Annotated in this window: 18 protein-coding genes; all 18 read left to right on the top strand. The window is 60.5% G+C overall.

Features of this window, described 5'->3' with window-relative positions; translation table 11 throughout:
* Positions 1-174 precede the first annotated feature (174 nt).
* The 18 genes from mihF to yvcK all read left to right on the top strand — a co-directional run bounded on the left by mihF (position 175) and on the right by yvcK (position 18,300).
* Positions 175-495, top strand: coding sequence for an integration host factor, actinobacterial type (mihF, locus tag M5J09_RS08360; protein ID WP_039675208.1), 321 nt, complete (start codon positions 175-177; stop codon positions 493-495).
* 8 nt (positions 496-503) lie between these two features.
* Positions 504-1,073, top strand: a complete 570-nt coding sequence (gene gmk / locus M5J09_RS08355) for a guanylate kinase (protein ID WP_042530710.1) — start codon at positions 504-506, stop codon at positions 1,071-1,073.
* A 38-nt stretch (positions 1,074-1,111) separates the two neighbouring features.
* Entirely contained in the window at positions 1,112-1,414 is a 303-nt protein-coding gene (gene rpoZ / locus M5J09_RS08350) for a DNA-directed RNA polymerase subunit omega (RefSeq protein ID WP_042530712.1), read from the top strand.
* 144 nt (positions 1,415-1,558) lie between these two features.
* Positions 1,559-2,800, top strand: coding sequence for a bifunctional phosphopantothenoylcysteine decarboxylase/phosphopantothenate--cysteine ligase CoaBC (coaBC, locus tag M5J09_RS08345; protein ID WP_042530714.1), 1,242 nt, complete (start codon positions 1,559-1,561; stop codon positions 2,798-2,800).
* A 130-nt stretch (positions 2,801-2,930) separates the two neighbouring features.
* Positions 2,931-4,154 carry a methionine adenosyltransferase gene (metK, locus tag M5J09_RS08340; protein WP_042530716.1) on the top strand — a complete coding sequence of 408 codons (1,224 nt, stop codon included), beginning with the start codon at positions 2,931-2,933 and terminating at the stop codon, positions 4,152-4,154.
* 11 nt (positions 4,155-4,165) lie between these two features.
* Positions 4,166-6,199 carry a primosomal protein N' gene (locus M5J09_RS08335; protein ID WP_042530718.1) on the top strand — a complete coding sequence of 678 codons (2,034 nt, stop codon included), beginning with the start codon at positions 4,166-4,168 and terminating at the stop codon, positions 6,197-6,199.
* A 148-nt stretch (positions 6,200-6,347) separates the two neighbouring features.
* A complete protein-coding gene (gene def / locus M5J09_RS08330) occupies positions 6,348-6,857 on the top strand; it encodes a peptide deformylase (RefSeq protein WP_042530720.1) in 510 nt (169 codons plus the stop codon).
* Positions 6,858-6,892: 35 nt separating this feature from the next.
* Positions 6,893-7,873 (top strand): methionyl-tRNA formyltransferase, encoded by a 981-nt coding sequence (gene fmt / locus M5J09_RS08325; RefSeq protein ID WP_042530722.1) that lies wholly within the window; start codon positions 6,893-6,895, stop codon positions 7,871-7,873.
* Positions 7,870-9,462 (top strand): RsmB/NOP family class I SAM-dependent RNA methyltransferase, encoded by a 1,593-nt coding sequence (locus tag M5J09_RS08320; RefSeq protein ID WP_239179028.1) that lies wholly within the window; start codon positions 7,870-7,872, stop codon positions 9,460-9,462. The genes fmt and M5J09_RS08320 overlap by 4 nt, the downstream gene beginning before the upstream one ends.
* Before the next feature lie 28 nt (positions 9,463-9,490).
* Positions 9,491-10,168 (top strand): ribulose-phosphate 3-epimerase, encoded by a 678-nt coding sequence (gene rpe, locus M5J09_RS08315; protein WP_070536519.1) that lies wholly within the window; start codon positions 9,491-9,493, stop codon positions 10,166-10,168.
* A gap of 11 nt (positions 10,169-10,179) precedes the next feature.
* On the top strand, positions 10,180-11,193 hold the full coding sequence (gene ribD / locus M5J09_RS08310; protein ID WP_239179030.1) for a bifunctional diaminohydroxyphosphoribosylaminopyrimidine deaminase/5-amino-6-(5-phosphoribosylamino)uracil reductase RibD: 1,014 nt from the start codon (positions 10,180-10,182) through the stop codon (positions 11,191-11,193).
* A gap of 4 nt (positions 11,194-11,197) precedes the next feature.
* On the top strand, positions 11,198-11,812 hold the full coding sequence (locus tag M5J09_RS08305) for a riboflavin synthase (RefSeq protein ID WP_257157548.1): 615 nt from the start codon (positions 11,198-11,200) through the stop codon (positions 11,810-11,812).
* Positions 11,813-11,823: 11 nt separating this feature from the next.
* Positions 11,824-13,086 carry a bifunctional 3,4-dihydroxy-2-butanone-4-phosphate synthase/GTP cyclohydrolase II gene (locus M5J09_RS08300; protein WP_257157547.1) on the top strand — a complete coding sequence of 421 codons (1,263 nt, stop codon included), beginning with the start codon at positions 11,824-11,826 and terminating at the stop codon, positions 13,084-13,086.
* 21 nt (positions 13,087-13,107) lie between these two features.
* Positions 13,108-13,590: a 6,7-dimethyl-8-ribityllumazine synthase gene (ribH, locus tag M5J09_RS08295; RefSeq protein ID WP_257157546.1), complete on the top strand. Its 483-nt coding sequence runs from the start codon at positions 13,108-13,110 to the stop codon at positions 13,588-13,590.
* A gap of 68 nt (positions 13,591-13,658) precedes the next feature.
* Positions 13,659-14,225 (top strand): PH domain-containing protein, encoded by a 567-nt coding sequence (locus M5J09_RS08290; protein WP_042533231.1) that lies wholly within the window; start codon positions 13,659-13,661, stop codon positions 14,223-14,225.
* Positions 14,225-16,279, top strand: coding sequence for an excinuclease ABC subunit UvrC (gene uvrC, locus M5J09_RS08285; RefSeq protein WP_070536511.1), 2,055 nt, complete (start codon positions 14,225-14,227; stop codon positions 16,277-16,279). Before M5J09_RS08290 ends, uvrC begins: the two co-directional genes overlap by 1 nt.
* A 108-nt stretch (positions 16,280-16,387) precedes the next feature.
* The gene (gene rapZ / locus M5J09_RS08280; protein WP_239179229.1) at positions 16,388-17,269 is read left to right on the top strand and encodes an RNase adapter RapZ; all 882 of its coding nucleotides are present in this window, start codon (positions 16,388-16,390) and stop codon (positions 17,267-17,269) included.
* 65 nt (positions 17,270-17,334) lie between these two features.
* Positions 17,335-18,300: a uridine diphosphate-N-acetylglucosamine-binding protein YvcK gene (gene yvcK / locus M5J09_RS08275; protein ID WP_042530738.1), complete on the top strand. Its 966-nt coding sequence runs from the start codon at positions 17,335-17,337 to the stop codon at positions 18,298-18,300.
* Positions 18,301-18,382: the final 82 nt, after the last annotated feature.

The raw sequence follows: 18,382 nt of genomic DNA, 5'->3' as shown, positions 1-18,382 counted from the left end.
AACAAGGGGGCCGGGTTACGTCATCGTGTACAGACCAGTGCTAGGATTGCCAGAAGTCGGTTCGTGGAGATGCTAAAAGCTATTTCGCGCTGGGGAAACAAACCCCTGAGGACCGAAAATCTGGTGCTAGCCATCAGACGAAAATGTTCACACTAATGAAATCGGAGGAAACCCGTGGCCCTTCCCAAGTTGACTGATGAGCAGCGCAAGGAAGCTCTCGCAAAGGCCGCTGAGGCCCGCAAGGCTCGCGCTGAGCTTAAGGCTGCGCTGAAGCGCGGCGAGACCAACCTGCAGGACGTTCTGGAGAAGGCTGAGACCGACGAGATTATCGGCAAGACCAAGGTCTCTGCTCTCCTCGAGGCCCTGCCGAAGGTGGGCAAGGTCAAGGCCAAGGAAATCATGGAGGACCTGGAGATTGCTCAGACCCGTCGCCTGCGTGGCCTGGGTGACCGTCAGCGTCGCGCCCTGCTCGAGCGTTTCGGCTACGGCGAGTAATTAGCGCAATGGCTGACGAAACTGCACGCGGACGGCTGGTCGTACTGGCCGGTCCGTCTGCTGTGGGTAAGTCCACTGTGGTTTCGCGCCTGCGTGACGATATTGACAACCTCTACTTCAGCGTCTCTATGACGACGCGCCAACCCCGTCCTGGCGAGTCCGACGGGGTTGACTATTTCTTCGTCAGCCCGGAGGCCTTCCAGGAGCACATTGACGCCGGAGACATGCTCGAGTGGGCAGAAATTCATGGCGGCTTGCAGCGTTCCGGTACGCCGGCTCAGCCCGTGCAGGAGGCCATGACGTCTGGTCGCCCGGTGTTGGTGGAGGTTGATCTTGCAGGCGCCCGCAACGTCAAAGCGGCGATGCCGGAGGCGGAAACCGTGTTTCTCGCCCCGCCGTCATGGGAAGTTCTGGTTGAGCGCCTTACTGGGCGGGGAACCGAACCCCAGGACGTTATCGACCGCAGGTTGCAGACCGCAGAGACGGAGCTTGCCGCGCAAAAGGAGTTCGACCACGTCGTTGTCAATAATGACCTCGATGAGGCCGTTGCTGCTATTAGTGCTATCCTGCGTGGATAGACCAAGATTTTGACCATCTATCAACAGTAAAGGTGCATGTGACCAACGTGACCACACCTGCTAATTCTGAGGCCGTCAAGCCGGAGCCAGTCTTCGATCCGCCGACGGGCATTACCGCCCCGCCGATCGATGAGCTCCTGGACAAGGTCTCGTCCAAGTACGCACTGGTGATCTTCGCTGCAAAGCGCGCGCGTCAGATCAACAGCTACTACCAGGAACAAGACGAAGGCGTATTCGAGTTCGTTGGACCGCTGGTGACCCCGGAGCCGGGTGAGAAGCCGCTGTCCATCGCTCTGCGCGAAATTGAGGCCGGTCTCCTAGACCACGAGGAAGGCAACTAATCTTCCTTGAGCGCTCGGCAGGCGGGTGAGTGCCCGGTGCCGCGCCTTGTAACCCACCCTGTGCATCGTGTGCGGATGCCCGGGTGGGTTTTCTGCGTCTTGGGTAACATTGTCCGAGTGAATGACGTACAGGAGAACCCAGACATGACCAGCAACCCGCGTCGCATTCTTGTCGGCGTGGCGGGTGGTATCGCCGCGTATAAGGCCTGCCACCTCATTCGTGACTTCAAAGAGCATGGCGATGATGTGCGCGTGGTTCCCACCGAACCCGCGCTCAACTTTGTTGGGGCAGCAACTTTTGAGGCGCTTTCTGGGAACCCAGTGTCGACCACGGTTTTCGATGCTGTGGATGACGTTCAGCATGTGGCCTTGGGGCAGCAGGCCGACGCCGTCGTCATTGCTCCAGCGACTGCGGACCTCATTGCCCGCTTGGCCGGTGGCCGTGCTGATGACTTGCTAACAGCCTCAGTCCTCGTGGCTACCTGCCCGATCGTCGTTGTGCCTGCCATGCACACGGAGATGTGGCTTAACCCGGCTACGCAGGACAATGTTGCTACGCTTCGTCGCCGTGGCATCACTGTTATGGAACCCGCTCATGGGCGTCTTACCGGCAAGGACACCGGCGCTGGGCGTCTTCCGGAACCTAGCCAAATTGCGGAGTTTGCACGTACGGTCCTTGCCGGCCACCCCGTTCCGTTCGATTGGAAGGGCCGTAAGGTCGTGGTTTCTGCTGGCGGCACCCAGGAAAACCTCGATCCGGTTCGCTACATAGGTAATCGATCGTCCGGACGCCAGGGTTTCGCCTTGGCGGAGCTCGCTGCACAGCGGGGCGCGGACGTGACCATCGTGGCTGGAAATACCGAGGAAATTCCTGTGCCGTCGGGAGCGACTATTCTCCGTGTGACGTCGACGCGCGACATGGAGAAGGCCATGAATGAGTCCGCGGCTGATGCCGATGTTGTCATCATGGCGGCCGCTGTAGCGGATTATCGTCCAGCTACTGTTGCTGGCTCGAAGATGAAAAAGGGAGCTGCGGACGAGCAACTCGCGCAGCTCGAGCTGGTGGAGAATCCGGATATCCTTAAGGGCCTTGTAGCCCGCCGTGACGGCGGTGAGCTCAAGAAAGATGCTGTCATCGTGGGCTTTGCTGCAGAAACTGGTGATGCAAACACGAGTGTGCTTGAGTACGCCCAGCAGAAATTCAAGAAAAAGGGCTGCGATGTGCTCATGGCCAATGAAGTGGGTGAGGGCAAAGTATTTGGACAGTCCACGAGCGCCGGCTGGATTCTTCGCCGAAATGCCGAACCGCTGGAGGTCGCTCACGGCAGTAAACAGGTGGTTGCGGCACAGATTCTCGATGCTGTGAATGAAAAGCTAGCGAAGTAGTGGTCGTTCTTGCAGATATAGACTGCTTGGTCTACGATGGCCTAGTGTTAACGCGTCGGGCTTTCAAGCTGGCATTGCGTCCCAGTTTCTTTTTTCCTTACGGCGCGCAGTACTAGTTAAAGGACTATGTGTGACTGAATCAGCTTCTCAGGCAGTACGCCTCTTCACCAGCGAATCCGTGACCGAAGGCCACCCGGATAAAATTTGCGACGCAATCTCGGACGCCATTCTTGACGCCCTTTTGGAGGCCGACCCGGACGCCCACGTCGCCGTGGAGACCTTGGTGACGACTGGCCAGGTCCACGTCGTCGGTGAGGTTCGCACCTCCGGGTACGTGGAGATCCCGCAGATTGTGCGCAAGACCCTCGTTGACATTGGATTTACCTCCTCCGATGTTGGCTTCGATGGCCACACCTGCGGTGTCAACGTGGCCATTGGTGAGCAGTCCCAGGAAATCGGCGCTGGTGTGGACGCATCGACCGAGGTGCGTTCCGGAACCTATGAGGATGATGACCAGTATGGTGCGGGTGACCAGGGCCTCATGTTCGGCTATGCCACCAATGAAACCCCGGAGTTCATGCCGCTGCCTATTTCCACGGCACACCGCCTCTCGCGCCGTCTTACCCAGGTGCGTAAGGAGGGCATCGTGCCCTCCCTGCGCCCCGACGGTAAGACCCAGGTGACCTTCGCCTATGACGAGGACGATGTTCCTACTCACCTGGAGACCATCGTTATCTCCACGCAACATGATCCGGACGTGACGCAGGACTGGCTCATGGAACAGTTGCGCACCAACGTGGTGGAGTGGGTCGTGAGCGATGCCAACCTGAGTAAGTACTACACCGAGGACACGGAGTTACTGATCAACCCGTCCGGATCTTTCATCCTTGGCGGCCCGATGGGTGATGCTGGCCTGACCGGCCGCAAGATTATCGTCGATACTTATGGCGGCATGGCCCGCCATGGTGGTGGCGCGTTCTCCGGCAAGGACCCGAGCAAGGTTGACCGTTCCGCTGCGTACGCCATGCGGTGGGTGGCCAAGAACATCGTGGCAGCCGAGCTTGCTGACCGCGCTGAGGTGCAGGTTGCCTATGCCATTGGCCGTGCAAAGCCAGTGGGCCTCTACGTTGAGACCTTCGGCACGGCAAAGAATGGACTGAGCGACAGTGCCATTCAGGCCGCGGTCAACAAGGTCTTTGATCTTCGTCCTGCCGCCATCATTCGTGATTTGGACTTGCTTCGCCCGCTATACAGCGCAACTGCAGCCTACGGTCACTTCGGCCGTACTGACGTTGATCTCCCTTGGGAGGACACCACCCGTGCCGAGGAACTGCGCCGCGCCGCAGGCCTGTAGAATCGGGCGCCATGCCCAAGAAGACACCCGCCGCCCATCAACCGGTCGCGCGGGTGTTGCCCTTATTAGGGGTTGCACACCTGGATAGATCCTTTGACTACCTCATTGATGAGGCCGATTCGGAGGTTGCGCAGCCGGGTGTTCGGGTGAGGATTAGGTTCAATGGCCGGCTTGTCGACGCCATCCTCCTCGCCCGCGGCAGTGACTCCGAGTTCGATGGATCGCTACGCTACATCGACCGCGTAATCTCACCTTTTGCGGTCTATACGCCGGCCATGTCTGCCCTGGTGGAGTCATTAGCCGCGCGCTATGGCGGAGTTCGCTCCGACATTATCCGCACCGCGATTCCTTCCCGCCATGCCAAGGCAGAAGAAGCAGATCTCGAGACTCCGTGGGAGGAACTTGGTACTACCGAGCATCCTGACTTGTCGGCGTGGTCGCACTATGTTCATGGCGAGTCCTTCGTCGATTCGGTACTGGAAGGCAAGATTGCCCGCGCTGCCTGGCAAATCGCGCCCGGCGCGGACTGGGCCGATGCCCTGGCTGCCTTGGGAACGAGCGTGGCGCTCACTGGCGGGGGAGTGCTCCTCGTCGTACCTGATCAGCGTGATCTTGACTGCTTGGAAGCGGCCTTCCGTCAGTATGTGTCCGCCAAGCAGATCACGGTGTTGGCCCATAGTACTGGCCCTCAGGCGCGTTATCGGCGTTACCTGTCCGCACTAACGGGCCAATCCCGCATCGTTATTGGCACACGTTCGGCCGCATTTGCTCCGGTCAAGGACCTTCAGCTGGCCGTCATCCTTAACGATGGCGACGACAACCTTGTTGACAACCTCAAACCCTATGTCCATGCCCGCGAGGTTCTCAGCACTCGCTCTGCTCAAGAAAGCTGCAGCCTCATTCTCGCCGGGCATTCGCGTACAGCGGAAGCCCAGTTGCTGGTTGAGTCCGGGTGGGCGCACGATCTTCTCCCGACCGAGGAGTCAGTGGCAGCCTCCTGCCCCGACATCGTGCCGGTAGGCCGCTTCGGCGTGAACCTCACTAGGCACATGCAGGGCGGAACGACCTCTGTGTCCGGGCCCGCCTTCCAGGCAACACGCGCTGCTTTGGAGCGTGGCGAACCAGTGCTGGTACAGGTTCCGCGCAAGGGGTATGCGCCGATTCTGGCGTGTGGGAACTGTTCCTCCCCGGCGCGCTGCCGACACTGCAATGGGCCGTTGGGCCTGCCGTCCGCTGGTGGTCGCGACACCCAGTCCGCTGCTTTGCCCACTTGTCGCTGGTGCGGGCGTGTGGATACACATTACCGTTGCTCTGACTGCGGTTCACCGCGGCTTCGAGCCATCGTCTTGGGCTCTGAGCGCACCGCGGAAGAGATGGGCCGTGCCTTCCCGCAGACGCGAGTTATCCAGTCGGGCGGTTCCAAGGTCATCGACGAAATAGCCCGCGAACCCGCGCTCGTCATAGCCACCCCCGGCGCGGAGCCACGCATCGAGGAAGGCGGGCGCTATGGAGCGGCCCTTCTTGTCGAGACCGGAGCGCTCTTGGGCCGACAGGATCTTCGCGCCACGGAAGACACCCTCGCCACATGGGCGGCAGCAGCAACACGCGTCAAGCCCGCACAGGATGGTGGCGTAGTTATCGTTGCCGCCGATGACCAGCTGGCTTTGGTCGGCTTCTTTGCACGTTGGGACATGGTAGGCGCCGCCGCCGCAGAGTTGCAGGCCCGCCGTGAAGTACGTTTCCCGCCAGCTGTTCATATGGCAGCCATCGATGGCGCCGATGCCTCCCTTGATGCCTTTCTTGAGCTCTCTGAGCTTCCAGAACACGCGGAGCTTCTGGGACCTGTACCGCTCCCACCCGGCGTCAGCCTTCCGGGCGACTATGACCGGGAGAGGGGAGGTGAGCCGCAGCGCCTGCTCGTGCGCACACCTTTAGGACCGCGTGCGGAGCTCGGCACAGCCTTGCGAAAGGCTAATGCGGTACGCAGCGCGCGCAAAGATGTGTTGCCCTTGCGTATTGCGGTCGATCCCATCAACATCGGCTAACTGGCTGATGCCGTCGGAGTCGGAGAGGTACGGGCTGGCGGGGTGAATAGGGCAGGATGCAGACGGGGTGAGGGGGCCTCGTCGCCAAGCGCGGTGCCTCGTGAACTATTGTCGGTCTGTAACGCCCCAACGAAGAGGAGTACTCACCATGACCGTGCGCAAGGTTCGCCTGTATGGCGATCCCGTCCTCAACACCCGTGCCGATGAGATCACCGACTTCGGCCCGTCCTTGGAGCGCCTAGCTCAGGACATGCTTGAGACCATGGAGGATGCCGGTGGAGTCGGGCTGGCGGCCAACCAGATTGGCTTGACCAAGCGTATCTTCGTCTTCGATTGCACCCACTACCAGGATGGTCTGCGCGGCGCCATAGTGAACCCGGAGTGGGAGGCCATTGGGGAGGAGACGCAGTTGGGCACCGAAGGCTGCCTGTCCATCCCAGGTATCTCGCAGCCGACCGAGCGCTTCAACACCGTGCGGGTACGCGGCGTCGATACAGCAGGCCGCCCGATCGCCATGGTGGCGTCTGGGTTGATGGCTCGCTGTATCCAGCACGAAACCGATCACCTCGACGGCGTACTCTTTCTGCAGCGCCTGAGTGATGACCTGCGTAAAGAATCCATGAAGACCATCCGCGAAGCGGATTGGTTTAACGCTTAGATCCATACCTAACCAAGAAAGAGACACGACCTACTGTGCGTATCGTTTTCGCCGGAACCCCTGAACCTGCCGTGGTGGCGCTGGAGAAGCTCATTGCCTCGCGCCACGAGGTGGCTGCCGTTATTACCCGTCCGGATGCCCGCCGTGGACGTGGCCGCAGTCTGCATCCCAGTCCAGTTAAGGCCTTGGCCGAAGAGCACGGCATAGAGGTGCTTACCCCGACCACTCTCAAGGCCGGCACTGAGGACGGCGATGCGCTGCGTGCACGCTTGGCGGAGCTTTCGCCAGAAGCCATTCCAGTGGTGGCCTATGGCAACCTCATTACTGAGGATCTCCTCGACGTGCCCACGCACGGCTGGGTGAACCTGCACTTTTCTCTGCTTCCGGCGTGGCGAGGTGCAGCCCCAGTCCAGGCATCCATCGCTGCGGGTGATGAGGAAACAGGAGCCACGACGTTCCGCATTGACAAGGGCCTCGACACTGGTGACATTCTTGCCACTGTGGAAGAATCCATCCAGCCTACCGATACTGCTGATGATCTCCTTACGCGCTTAGCTTATTCCGGCGCGGACTTGCTCGTGCGCACGATGGATGGTCTCGAGGACGGCAGCATCACCCCGAAGCCGCAGCAGGGGGAGGCCACCTACGCGCACAAAATTGCTACGGAGGACGCCCGCATCGACTGGGCGGCGCCTGCCGACGTCATTGATCGCCACATCCGTGCGCATACCCCAGGCCCTGGCGCATGGACGCTACTGGGCGAATCCCGTCTCAAGGTTGGTCCGGTGACGGCGGCACCTCAGTTCTCGGAAGAGAATGATTCCGCCAGTAACGCTCTTCGCCCTGGTGAAGTTCGCGTGGCCAAGAAGGATGTCCTCGTGGGGACCGGCAGCAGTCCGGTTCGTTTGGGCCAGATTCAACCGCCCGGTAAGAAGATGATGAACGCCGCCGACTGGGGCAGGGGCCTCAGCAGCAAGATGACTCAGGATGGCAAGGATGAGGTGATCTTTTCATGAGCGGAGGATTCAGATCCCGAAGCAAGTCCGGGGATCCCGCTGACCGCGGCAGGAAAGAGCGAGGAAACACAGGCCAGCGCGGTGCCCAGCACTCGCGTGGACAGCGCTCCGGCAAGTCCGGTGGCCGGCCGAAAGGTGGGCGCAGCCAGCGCGCACATGCTGGAAGTAGGCCACGCGGTGAAGGCCGTGACACGCGCCATTCCCAGGCGGATTCACTGATTCAGTCGGCTCGCCGATGCGGAGTGGATGTGCCACGCGCGGTGGCCTTTGACGTGCTCCGTCGCGTCGATGCTGATGATGCCTTTGCCAACCTCACGCTGCCGAGGGCCTTGAGCGCTAACAAGATCAGTGGGCGGGACGCTGCGTTCGCCACTGAGCTGACCTACGGCACCCTGCGTACCGAAGGGGTACTCGATGCGGTCATTTCTGAGTGCGCGTCCCGCGGCCTTGAGGCCATGGCCCCGGAGGTGTTGACCGCACTGCGCTTGGGAACCTACCAGGTGTTGTATACCCGCGTGGAGGCGCACGCTGCCGTCGATACCACTGTGCGCCTCGTCGAGGCAGCGGGGCAGGAGAAGGCTAAGGGGTTTGCTAACGGCATCATGCGCACCATCACGCGTACCCCAGCGCAGGAGTGGTTCGATAAGCTCACCCCAGTGGGTGAGCTTCCAGCGGCGGCTTTCCGCCACGCACATCCGGAGTGGATTGCGCGATCCTTTGCACGCGCGCTCGGGAATTCGGACGAACTTGAACAGGCGCTGGAAGCGGACTCGCAGCGTCCCATCGTTCACCTCGTCGCGCGCCCGGGTGAGATCACCGCGGAAGAGCTGGCGCTCATGACCGGCTGCGAAGAAGGCCGGTATTCGCCCTATGCGGTCTACCTTGAGCAGGGCGATCCGGGTGCGCTGGAGCCGGTACGCCAGGGCATGGCTGCGGTCCAAGATGAAGGATCACAGCTCATTGCCCGTGCGGTAACTGAAGCTCCGCTCAGTGGCGAGGACACTGGCCGCTGGCTCGACTTGTGCGCGGGCCCCGGTGGGAAGGCGGCGCTCATGGGCGCCATTGCCCGTATCGAGAGCGCCACCGTTGACGCCGTGGAGGTTTCACCGCATCGTGCGAAACTCGTGGAGAAGACGGTGGGTGATTTGCCTGTTCGTGTGCACACCGCCGACGGGCGCACTCCCGGACTGGAAGCGGGGTATGACCGCATTCTTGTCGACGCCCCCTGTTCCGGGCTCGGAGCCTTGCGCCGACGTCCCGAGGCACGGTGGCGCAAGTCTGAGTCCGACATTGCTGAACTCACCCGCCTGCAGACAGAGCTGCTTGAGTCCGCTCTGAAACTTGTGCGCCCTGGCGGCGTGGTGGTGTATTCCACGTGTTCGCCAGACCTGCGCGAAACCCGCGAGATTGTCGATGCCGCACTCGCTGAGCACGGTGGCGAGGCGGAGATCCACATTGAGGAACTCGACGCCCGCGACATGCTGCCGAAGATGGGCAATATTGGCTCCGAGCTGTCTGCCCAGCTGTGGCCGCACCGTCATGGCACGGATGCAATGTTTTTCGCTGTCCTTCGCCGAGTAGCGGACTAGGAGGAGTGAAGGGACTAGGCTGTGTGACATGTCTGCAGAAAAGTCTGGTCCCATCATTGCTCCGTCCATTTTGGCCGCTGACTTCACTCAGCTCGGTGATGAAGTCCGTGCAGTAGCCAACGCGGACTGGATCCACGTTGACATCATGGATGGTCACTTCGTTCCCAATCTGTCGTTCGGCCCGGACATTACCGCCACCGTAGACGGCATCACCCCCCAGACTCTCGACGTGCATCTCATGATTGAAGAACCCGAGAAATGGGTAGAAACATACGCCAAGGCGGGTGCTGATTGCATCATCTTCCACGTCGAAGCCGTAGCGGACAAGGACGCTGCCGTGGCTTTGGCCCACAGGATTCGAAACATGGGCGTGCGCGCGGGTTTCTCCATAAAGCCGGGCACCCCGATCGAGCCGTGGTTGGACACGCTTGAGCACTTTGATGAGGTTCTTGTCATGTCCGTTGAACCTGGATTTGGTGGCCAAAGCTTTATGCCAGAGCAACTGGACAAGGTCCGGACGCTGCGCCAAACAATCGATGAGCGTGGCTTGGATGTGCTCATCGAAATCGATGGCGGCATATCTGCCGAGACCATTCGGGAATCCGCCGAAGCCGGCTGCGATGCATTTGTGGCAGGTTCGGCCATTTATAAGCAGGACGATAAGGCCGCTGCCGTTGACGAGCTACGCCGTCTAGCAACGCTGTGATCGTATCAGGAATGCTCTCACCAGTAATCCAGCATGCGCTGCGCCTCGCCATGGAGGCCGGCGCACAGGCGCGTGGTACGACGAGCCCCAACCCGCCCGTCGGTGCGGTCATCCTCGATGCGGCCGGTCAGGTCGTAGGCGTGGGCCACACTCAGCCACCGGGTGGGCCGCATGCGGAGATCATGGCTTTGGCAGACGCGGGGGACAAAGCCCGGGGTGGCACCGCGGTGGTGACCCTGGAGCCCTGCAACCACACTGGTCGTACGGGGCCCTGTGCACAGGCGCTTGTCGCCGCCTCCGTTAGTGCCGTCTACTACCTCCACTCAGACCCAACCCCTCAAGCAGGGGGAGGAGCAACCACTCTCGCGCGGTCGGGAGTCACCGTCAGACAACTTGATGCTCCTTCTGGGCCACAGGATGTGCTCATCCCCTGGCTGACTGCCGCATCCCTGGGACGTCCTCACGTGACCCTGAAGTTCGCCCAGAGCCTCGATGGTTTCACAGCCGCCGTCGATGGCACGAGCCAGTGGATCACAGGCGAGCGGGCTCGCGAGTATGTTCACGAGGATCGCGCCCGGCGCGATGCCATTCTCATAGGCACTGGCACCGCACTAGCGGATAACCCCTCGCTCACCGCTCGCTTTCCAGACGGCTCGCTGCGTGAAACGCAGCCACGGCGTGTAGTAGTGGGCTCGAGGGACGTGCTTCAGCACGGCGCGGACAACCTTGGAAGCCTAGGCTTCGAGCAGTACGCCACCCCCGAGGAGGCACTGGCGGAGCTCTATTCGAGTGGTGCGCGCGACGTCCTTGTCGAAGGCGGGGCAGGCCTTGCCATCAGCATGCTGGAAATGGGCTGCGTGGATGCCGTGCAGGCCTACCTCGGCAACGTCATTCTCGGTGAGGGCACCGGGGTTCTCGCCCGTGCGGCGGCATCGACGCTGGCCACAGCACCGCGCTGGCAGCGTACGGCCGTGATGGAACTGGGCGATGATCTGCTTGTTGAATACCGGAAGAAAGGACAATGACACAGTGTTTACGGGACTTGTTGAAGAGATTGGTCGTGTCGATAGCGTGGAGAAGCAGGGCGATGCCGTGCGGCTTGGTATAGCGGCGACCACCGTTCTCGGGAATGCTGCGCTTGGTGACTCCATCGCTGTTAACGGTGTGTGCCTGACCGTGGCCGAGCTGGGCGAAGGCACCTTTATCGCTGACGTTATGCAGGAATCCCTCAACCGCAGTTCGCTTGGTGGGCTGGAAGTAGGTTCTGCAGTGAACCTAGAGCGCGCAGTGCTTCCGACGACACGGCTCGGTGGGCACATCGTCCAAGGACATGTGGATGGCACCGGAGAGCTACTGTCGCGCACGCCTTCTGACAACTGGGACGTGCTGCGCTTTAGCCTGCCTCAGGAACTAGCGCACTATGTGGTGGAGAAGGGAACCATTGCGGTGCAGGGCACCTCATTGACGGTTTCTGCCGTGGGGGAGGATTTCTTTGAGGTCTCTCTGATTCCGACTACTTTGCGCGATACCATCTTCGGTTCCTTGGAGCCTGGTGCACGGGTAAACCTCGAGGTAGACGTTGTAGCAAAGTATGTGGAGAAGATGGTTCACCCTAACGTCACCGCGTACGCGGCGGAGGGATAGAGTTATTTCCTATGAGCGCCGCAGATTCCACCTTCACTTTCGATAGCGTCGACCGAGCCATCGCCGATGTTGCGGCTGGCAAAGCGGTTGTCGTCGTGGACAACGAGGACCGCGAAAACGAGGGTGACCTCATCTTCGCCGCAGAATTGGCCACGCCTGAGCTCGTTGCCTTTATGGTGCGCTACAGCTCCGGCTACATTTGTGCACCGCTGTTGCCCGATGATTGTGAGCGCCTTAACCTTCCACCTATGATGGCCGTCAACCAGGATGTTCGCCACACGGCCTACACCGTGACGGTGGATTTGGCTAACGGCTCCACCGGAATTTCTGCCACCTCGCGCTGTGACACCATCCGCGCGTTGGCGGATCCGTCGTCAGCACCTACTGACTTCACTCGCCCCGGTCACGTCGTTCCCCTCGCTGCTCGCCCCCACGGCGTACTTGAGCGTGACGGCCACACCGAGGCCGCTATCGACCTTGCTCGTCTGGCGGGCCTACGCCCGGCAGGAGTGCTGTGTGAGATCGTCTCTGAAGAGGATCCGACCGATATGGCTCGTTCCCCGGAGCTGCGCCGTTTTGCGGATAAGCACGGTCTGACGATGATCTCCATCGAGCAGCTCATTGAGTGGCGCCGCCACAATGAGCAGCAAGTGACTCGCCAGGTAGAGACCCGCCTGCCCACTGAGGATGGTGAGTTCAAGGCGCTGGGTTACCAGAGTGGCGTCGACAAGCGCGAGCACATTGCCCTCGTCGTCGGTGAGGTTGATGATTACGCCGGTGCTAAGGACGTACCCGTGCGTGTTCATTCCGAGTGTCTTACCGGAGATGTCTTCGGCTCCCAGCGCTGTGACTGTGGTCCGCAGCTTCAGGAATCTCTCCGCGCAGTGCAGGAAGCTGGGCGCGGAATCGTTATCTACCTGCGGGGTCAGGAAGGCCGTGGCATTGGTCTGGTGAACAAGCTCAAGGCCTACAGCCTGCAGGATGGCGGCATGGATACCGTTGACGCAAATGTGGAGCAGGGCCTGCCGGAGGATGCCCGTGAGTATTCCGTCGCCGGCCAGATTCTGCGTGACATCGGGGTTAAGTCCGTCAACTTGCTTACCAACAACCCTCACAAGGGCGAAGGCCTGCAGGGCTTTGGCATTGATGCCTCCGCGCGTACAGCACTGGCAACCCCAGCCACGGTGGAGAACATTGCTTACCTCCGCACCAAGCGCGACCGCATGGGCCATGATCTGCCCCAGGTGGCAGAGTGGGATAAGAAGCACTCTTAACACGTCACAAAGGAGCACACAATGAGCAAAGAAGGCCTGCCGACACCCAAGAACGTCTCTGGAGAGGGACTGCGCGTGGCTGTGGTGACGGCCACGTGGAACGAAGAAATCTGTGATCAATTGCATCGTCGTGCCATAGAGACTGCTGAGGAGGCCGGTGCGGAGGTCACCGCCGTGCGCGTAGTCGGCGCACTAGAGCTTCCCGTCGTGGTGCAGGCCGCCGCACGGACGCACGACGCCGTTGTCGCCTTAGGCTGTGTTGTTCGTGGTGGAACCCCGCACTTTGATTATGTGTGTGACTCGGTAACGCAAGGTTTGACGCGCATCGCGTTGGACGAGTCAACACCAGTAGGAAATGGCGTGCTCACCGTGAACGAGTATGACCAAGCCGTGGATCGCGCTGGCTTTGAGAACTCCGCTGAAGACAAGGGCGCGGAATCTATGCACGCAGCTTTAGAAACAGTGCACACGTTGCGTACACTGAACAGGTCGAACGCGCAGTAGGTTGCACACAGCCCACGCGACGCGGTCCACACCGTGTGGTGGGGAGTATGGAGGAGATGGAGGTCTCGATGACGGACTCACAGGTTCCCTCGGACAAGGAACAGCAGGCGAGTGCTGTTCGCCCAGGGATCAGCGACGAGCAAGTGATGGCGTACACCAGTGCCGATCCCTTCGCCATGACGTCCACCAAGCCGTGGGAATATGAGGCCCGCTCGCCGTTCCTGCGCAAGGTCGCCATCATCTGGATCATCCTCGTCATGGCTGCCCACCTCTTCATGGGCTTCACCGTCGGTCTGTCGTTCACCGGTGCTACGGTCACCACCATCGATAAGTTCGCGTTCCCCGGCGTGGGCGTGGTGATTTCGATCCTGTCCTGGATTGCGCTGACCCGCCCGCGCTTGCGTGCCAACTCCGATGGCGTTGAGGTCCGCAACATCGTCGGCACCCGCTTCTACCCGTGGCAGGTCATCTACGGATTGTCCTTCCCAGAAGGTTCCCGCATGGCGCGCATCGAGCTGCCAGATTTTGAATATGTCCCCGTGTGGGCGCTGCAGTCCGGGGACAAGGAGGACGTCATCCCCAAGGTGCGTTCCTTCCGTGACCTTGAAGCCCGCTACATGCCGCAGGACGACTAGTGGCTGATCCCACCACCTATCGCCCGGCGCCGGGGAGCATCCCCACTGATCCGGGCGTTTACAAGTTCAGGGACGAGAATCGCCGCGTTGTCTATGTGGGCAAGGCAAAGAACCTGCGCGCACGCCTGTCTAACTATTTCCAAGACATCACGCAGCTGCATCCCCGCACCCGACAAATGGTGCTCACGGCAGCCTCGGTGGAGTGGACCGTAGTAGCCAGCGAGGTCGAAGCGCTGCAGTTGGAGTACACGTGGATTAAGCGCTTCGATCCGCGCTTCAACGTCATGTACCGCGACGACAAGACCTACCCCATGCTCGCGGTGTCCGTTGGGGAGACCATTCCACGCGCTTTCTTCTATCGTGGCCCGCGGCGCAAAGGAGTGCGTTATTTTGGGCCTTACTCGCATGCCTGGGCCGTGCGAGAGTCCCTCGACTTACTGACTCGGGTGTTTCCCATGCGAACGTGCGCGAAGGGCGTGTACAACCGCCATGAGCGCTTGGGCAGGCCTTGCCTGTTGGGCTACATCGGAAAATGTGACGCGCCGTGTATCGGGCGCGTAAGCCCCGAGGAACACCGTGAGACGGTCAATCAGCTCATCAGCTTTATGAACGGCAACACCGCGCCAGTGCGCAAGCGTCTCACCAAGGAAATGGAAGAGGCTTCCGAGAACCTCGAATTCGAGCTCGCGGCTCGCTTGCGCGATGACTTGGGGGCCATTGACAAGCTCATGGAGCAGCAGGCAGTGGTGCTCTCTGATGGAACTGACGCTGACCTCATCGCTTTCAGCTCCGATGAGTTGGAAGCCGCAGTTCAGATCTTCCATGTCCGGTCCGGCCGCATCCGCGGCCAGCGCGGCTGGGTGGTGGAGCGCTCCGGTGACCAGGCCACGGCAGAACCACGGCAGGAAGGCGAACCGGATCCGGGCCTGCCGGCGTTGATCCAGAACTTCCTCATGCAGTTCTATTCTGACGCCGTCGAGAGGCAGCGCCAAGAAGCCGCCGAAGACGCCAAACTAGAGCGCAGGGGAGTGGACCAGGAGTCTCACACCGACATTCATCGAGGCAATGCCATCCCGCGCGAAATTCTGGTCCAAATGCCACCCGAGGAAGCCGATCAAGTCAAGATAGTTCTGGAGGAGCTTCGCGGCGCACAGGTAGACCTGCGCGTGCCGCAACGCGGCGATAAACGCGCGCTCATGGAGACTGTGGAGCGCAATGCGAAAGAGCAGTTGCGTCAGCACAAACTCAAGCGCGTGGGGGATCTGACGGCGCGCTCGGCTGCTTTGCAGGAGCTGCAGGAAGCCCTGGGCATGGATTCGGCACCACTGCGCATCGAATGTACGGATATTTCGCACATCCAAGGCACCGATGTGGTGGCTTCCCTCGTTGTCTTTGAAGACGGCTTGCCACGCAAGTCGGACTACCGGCGCTACCGAATCAAGGAGGCTGCCGGGGACGGCCACTCCAATGACGTGGCCTCCATCGCGGAGGTCACGCGGCGCCGGTTCAAGCATCACCACGACGACAAACGCGCCGTGCCCGATGAAGAACTGGAAAACACCACCTTCGCGGAGGAGCTCGTGCGGGAGGAAGCGGCCAGCACTACGAAGCGCAGCTCTTATCCTCCGCAACTATTTATCGTCGACGGCGGGGCACCTCAGGTGGCTGCGGCCCAAGAGGTCTTTGATGAGCTCGGCATTGTTGACGTCACCCTCATAGGCCTTGCCAAGCGCCTTGAAGAAATTTGGGTACCCGGCGACGATGAACCCGTTATTCTTCCGCGTAACTCCCAAGCGTTGTTTCTTCTTCAGCACCTGCGTGATGAGGCACACCGCGTGGCCATTACGTATCACCGCCAGCAGCGCTCTAAGCGCATGCGGACGTCTGTGCTAGATGCCGTACCTGGACTTGGTCCGCAACGCCGCACCGATTTGGTGAAACACTTTGGCTCCGTCAAAAAACTCAAGGAGGCCAGTGTGGAGGACATTGCTGAGGTCAAGGGCTTTGGTCCGAAGCTGGCGCAGACGGTCTTTGACAATTTGCAACAAACCTAAGATTGCGGGACTGCACAGATGGGGCTGCGCCGCATGTCGGAATGAAGTTTCACCCCGTCACGGGATCGTTGTCGTTTTCTCACCGAACTTTCAGTGTAGGTGGTAAGAATAGAGGCCATGACGTTGTTTGATTCCCCGCCCATTTTGGTCACCGGCATGTCTGGCGGAGGCCTGACTTCGGCCGCCAAGGTGCTGGAGGATAAGGGCTACTACGTGGCTCACAACATTCCCCCGAAGGCCATTGTTGACCTGCTCAAACTCTGCGCCCGTCCGGATTCTCCGGTCACCAAGATCGCCGCGGTGACGGATGTTCGTTCGCGCATGTTCCCAGGTTCTCTCCCAGAGACCCTCGATGAGCTTGCCGAGCTAGACATGAAGCCGACGCTGCTCTTCCTCGATGCCCGCGATGATGTTCTCATTCGCCGTTTCGATTCGGTGCGCCGAACCCACCCGCTTCAGGAGGGGGAGACTCTTAAGGCTGGAATCCAGCGTGAACGTGTCGCCGTCCAGGAAGTCAGGGATCGCGCCGACATTATTATCGATACAACGAACCTGTCTATTCATGACTTGCGCCGCGCGATAGAGGCCTCCTTTGGCGAGATGGGCCACGAGAGACAGCACGTGACGTTGGAGTCCTTCGGCTTCAAGCACGGTTCTCCGCGCGATGCTGACGTTGTTGTTGACGTGCGTTTCCTGCCCAACCCTTATTGGGTTCCGGAGCTGCGCGGCTACCGTGGCACGGATGAACCAGTGGCGGATTATGTCCTGTCACAAGAAGCCGCAGAGCCCTTCATCGAAAACTTCATTGAGATGTTCGATTCGATGCTTAAGGGCTACCGCCACGAAGGCAAGAATTTCATCACCGTGGGCATCGGCTGCACTGGCGGCCACCATCGCTCCGTCGCTGTCACTGAAGAAATTGCTCGTCGTTTAAGCGAGCGCGGGGATGTCGACGTTAACACGTTGCACCGCGACATCGCTCGGGATTAAATTCAGATCTCTCTCATAGTTAACAATTGAAAGCCGGTACGTACGTGACCACACCCCCATCTCACATGGCTAGCCTGGGCGGCGGCCATGGTCTTTATCAAACCCTGTTGGCGGCGCGCCGAACGGGCGCGGAGGCAATTTCAGCTATCGTGACCGTGGCTGATGACGGCGGCTCCTCCGGCCGCTTGCGCCGTGAGCTGGAAATCATCCCGCCAGGGGATCTCCGCATGGCCTTGGCTGCTCTGTCAAGTGATTCTGAGCACGGCCAGCTATGGGCCAAGACCTTGCAGCACCGCTTTCGCGGCAATGGCGCTATGGCAGGACATGCCGTGGGCAATCTGCTCATCGCGGGCCTCAGTGATGTTTTGGGTGACTTCCAGGACGCTCTCGATGCCATCGCGAAGCTTACTGATTCCGCCGGCCGCGTGCTGCCGTCAGTGAACTTGCCGCTCGACATCGAGGCTGATGTTGCCGGGCTTGATGACGACCCCCGAATCATGCGCTCAGTCCGTGGCCAGGTTGCCGTTGCCTCGACAGTGGGGCAGGTGCGTCGCGTGCGTATTATCCCAGAGCGGCCTAAGGCCAACCCAGAAACGCTACAGGCGCTTCACGACGCCGACATGATCACCCTGGGCCCTGGTTCGTGGTTCAGCTCGGTCCTGCCCCACGTTTTGGTTCCAGATATCGTTGAAGCCATCACCTCTTCCGATGCGCTGCGAGTAATCGTGCTGAACCTATCTTCGGAGCCAGGAGAGACCCAGGGCTTCTCCGCAGAGCGGCATCTTCACGTGCTGGCACAACATGCCCCGAATCTCCGGGTAGACCGCGTCATCGTAGACGAGGAAAGTTTGCCAAATGAGTCAGAGCGCGTCTTTGTTCAGCGTGCGGCAAGTGTTCTCGGAGCGACGGCAGTCTTCCGGGATGTGCGTCAGGTGGACGAAGACGGGCAGGTTTTCAACAAGCATTGCCCAGAAAAGCTTGCGGCTGTTTTCAACGAGCTCTATGCCGAGCATATCTGCGATGCCGAGTAAAAGACGCTGATGTGCAGCGTGAAAAGCGGGTTCTAGCCCGGGCATGCACGCCTACTCGGCGCGCACGTTAAACTATGGGACA

Source organism: Corynebacterium sp. BF-R-2, assembly GCF_024586525.1.
Classification (GTDB): Bacteria; Actinomycetota; Actinomycetes; order Mycobacteriales; family Mycobacteriaceae; genus Corynebacterium; species Corynebacterium singulare.
Note: the sequence above shows the minus strand (reverse complement) of the source record. Positions and strands in the feature narration are given on the sequence as shown.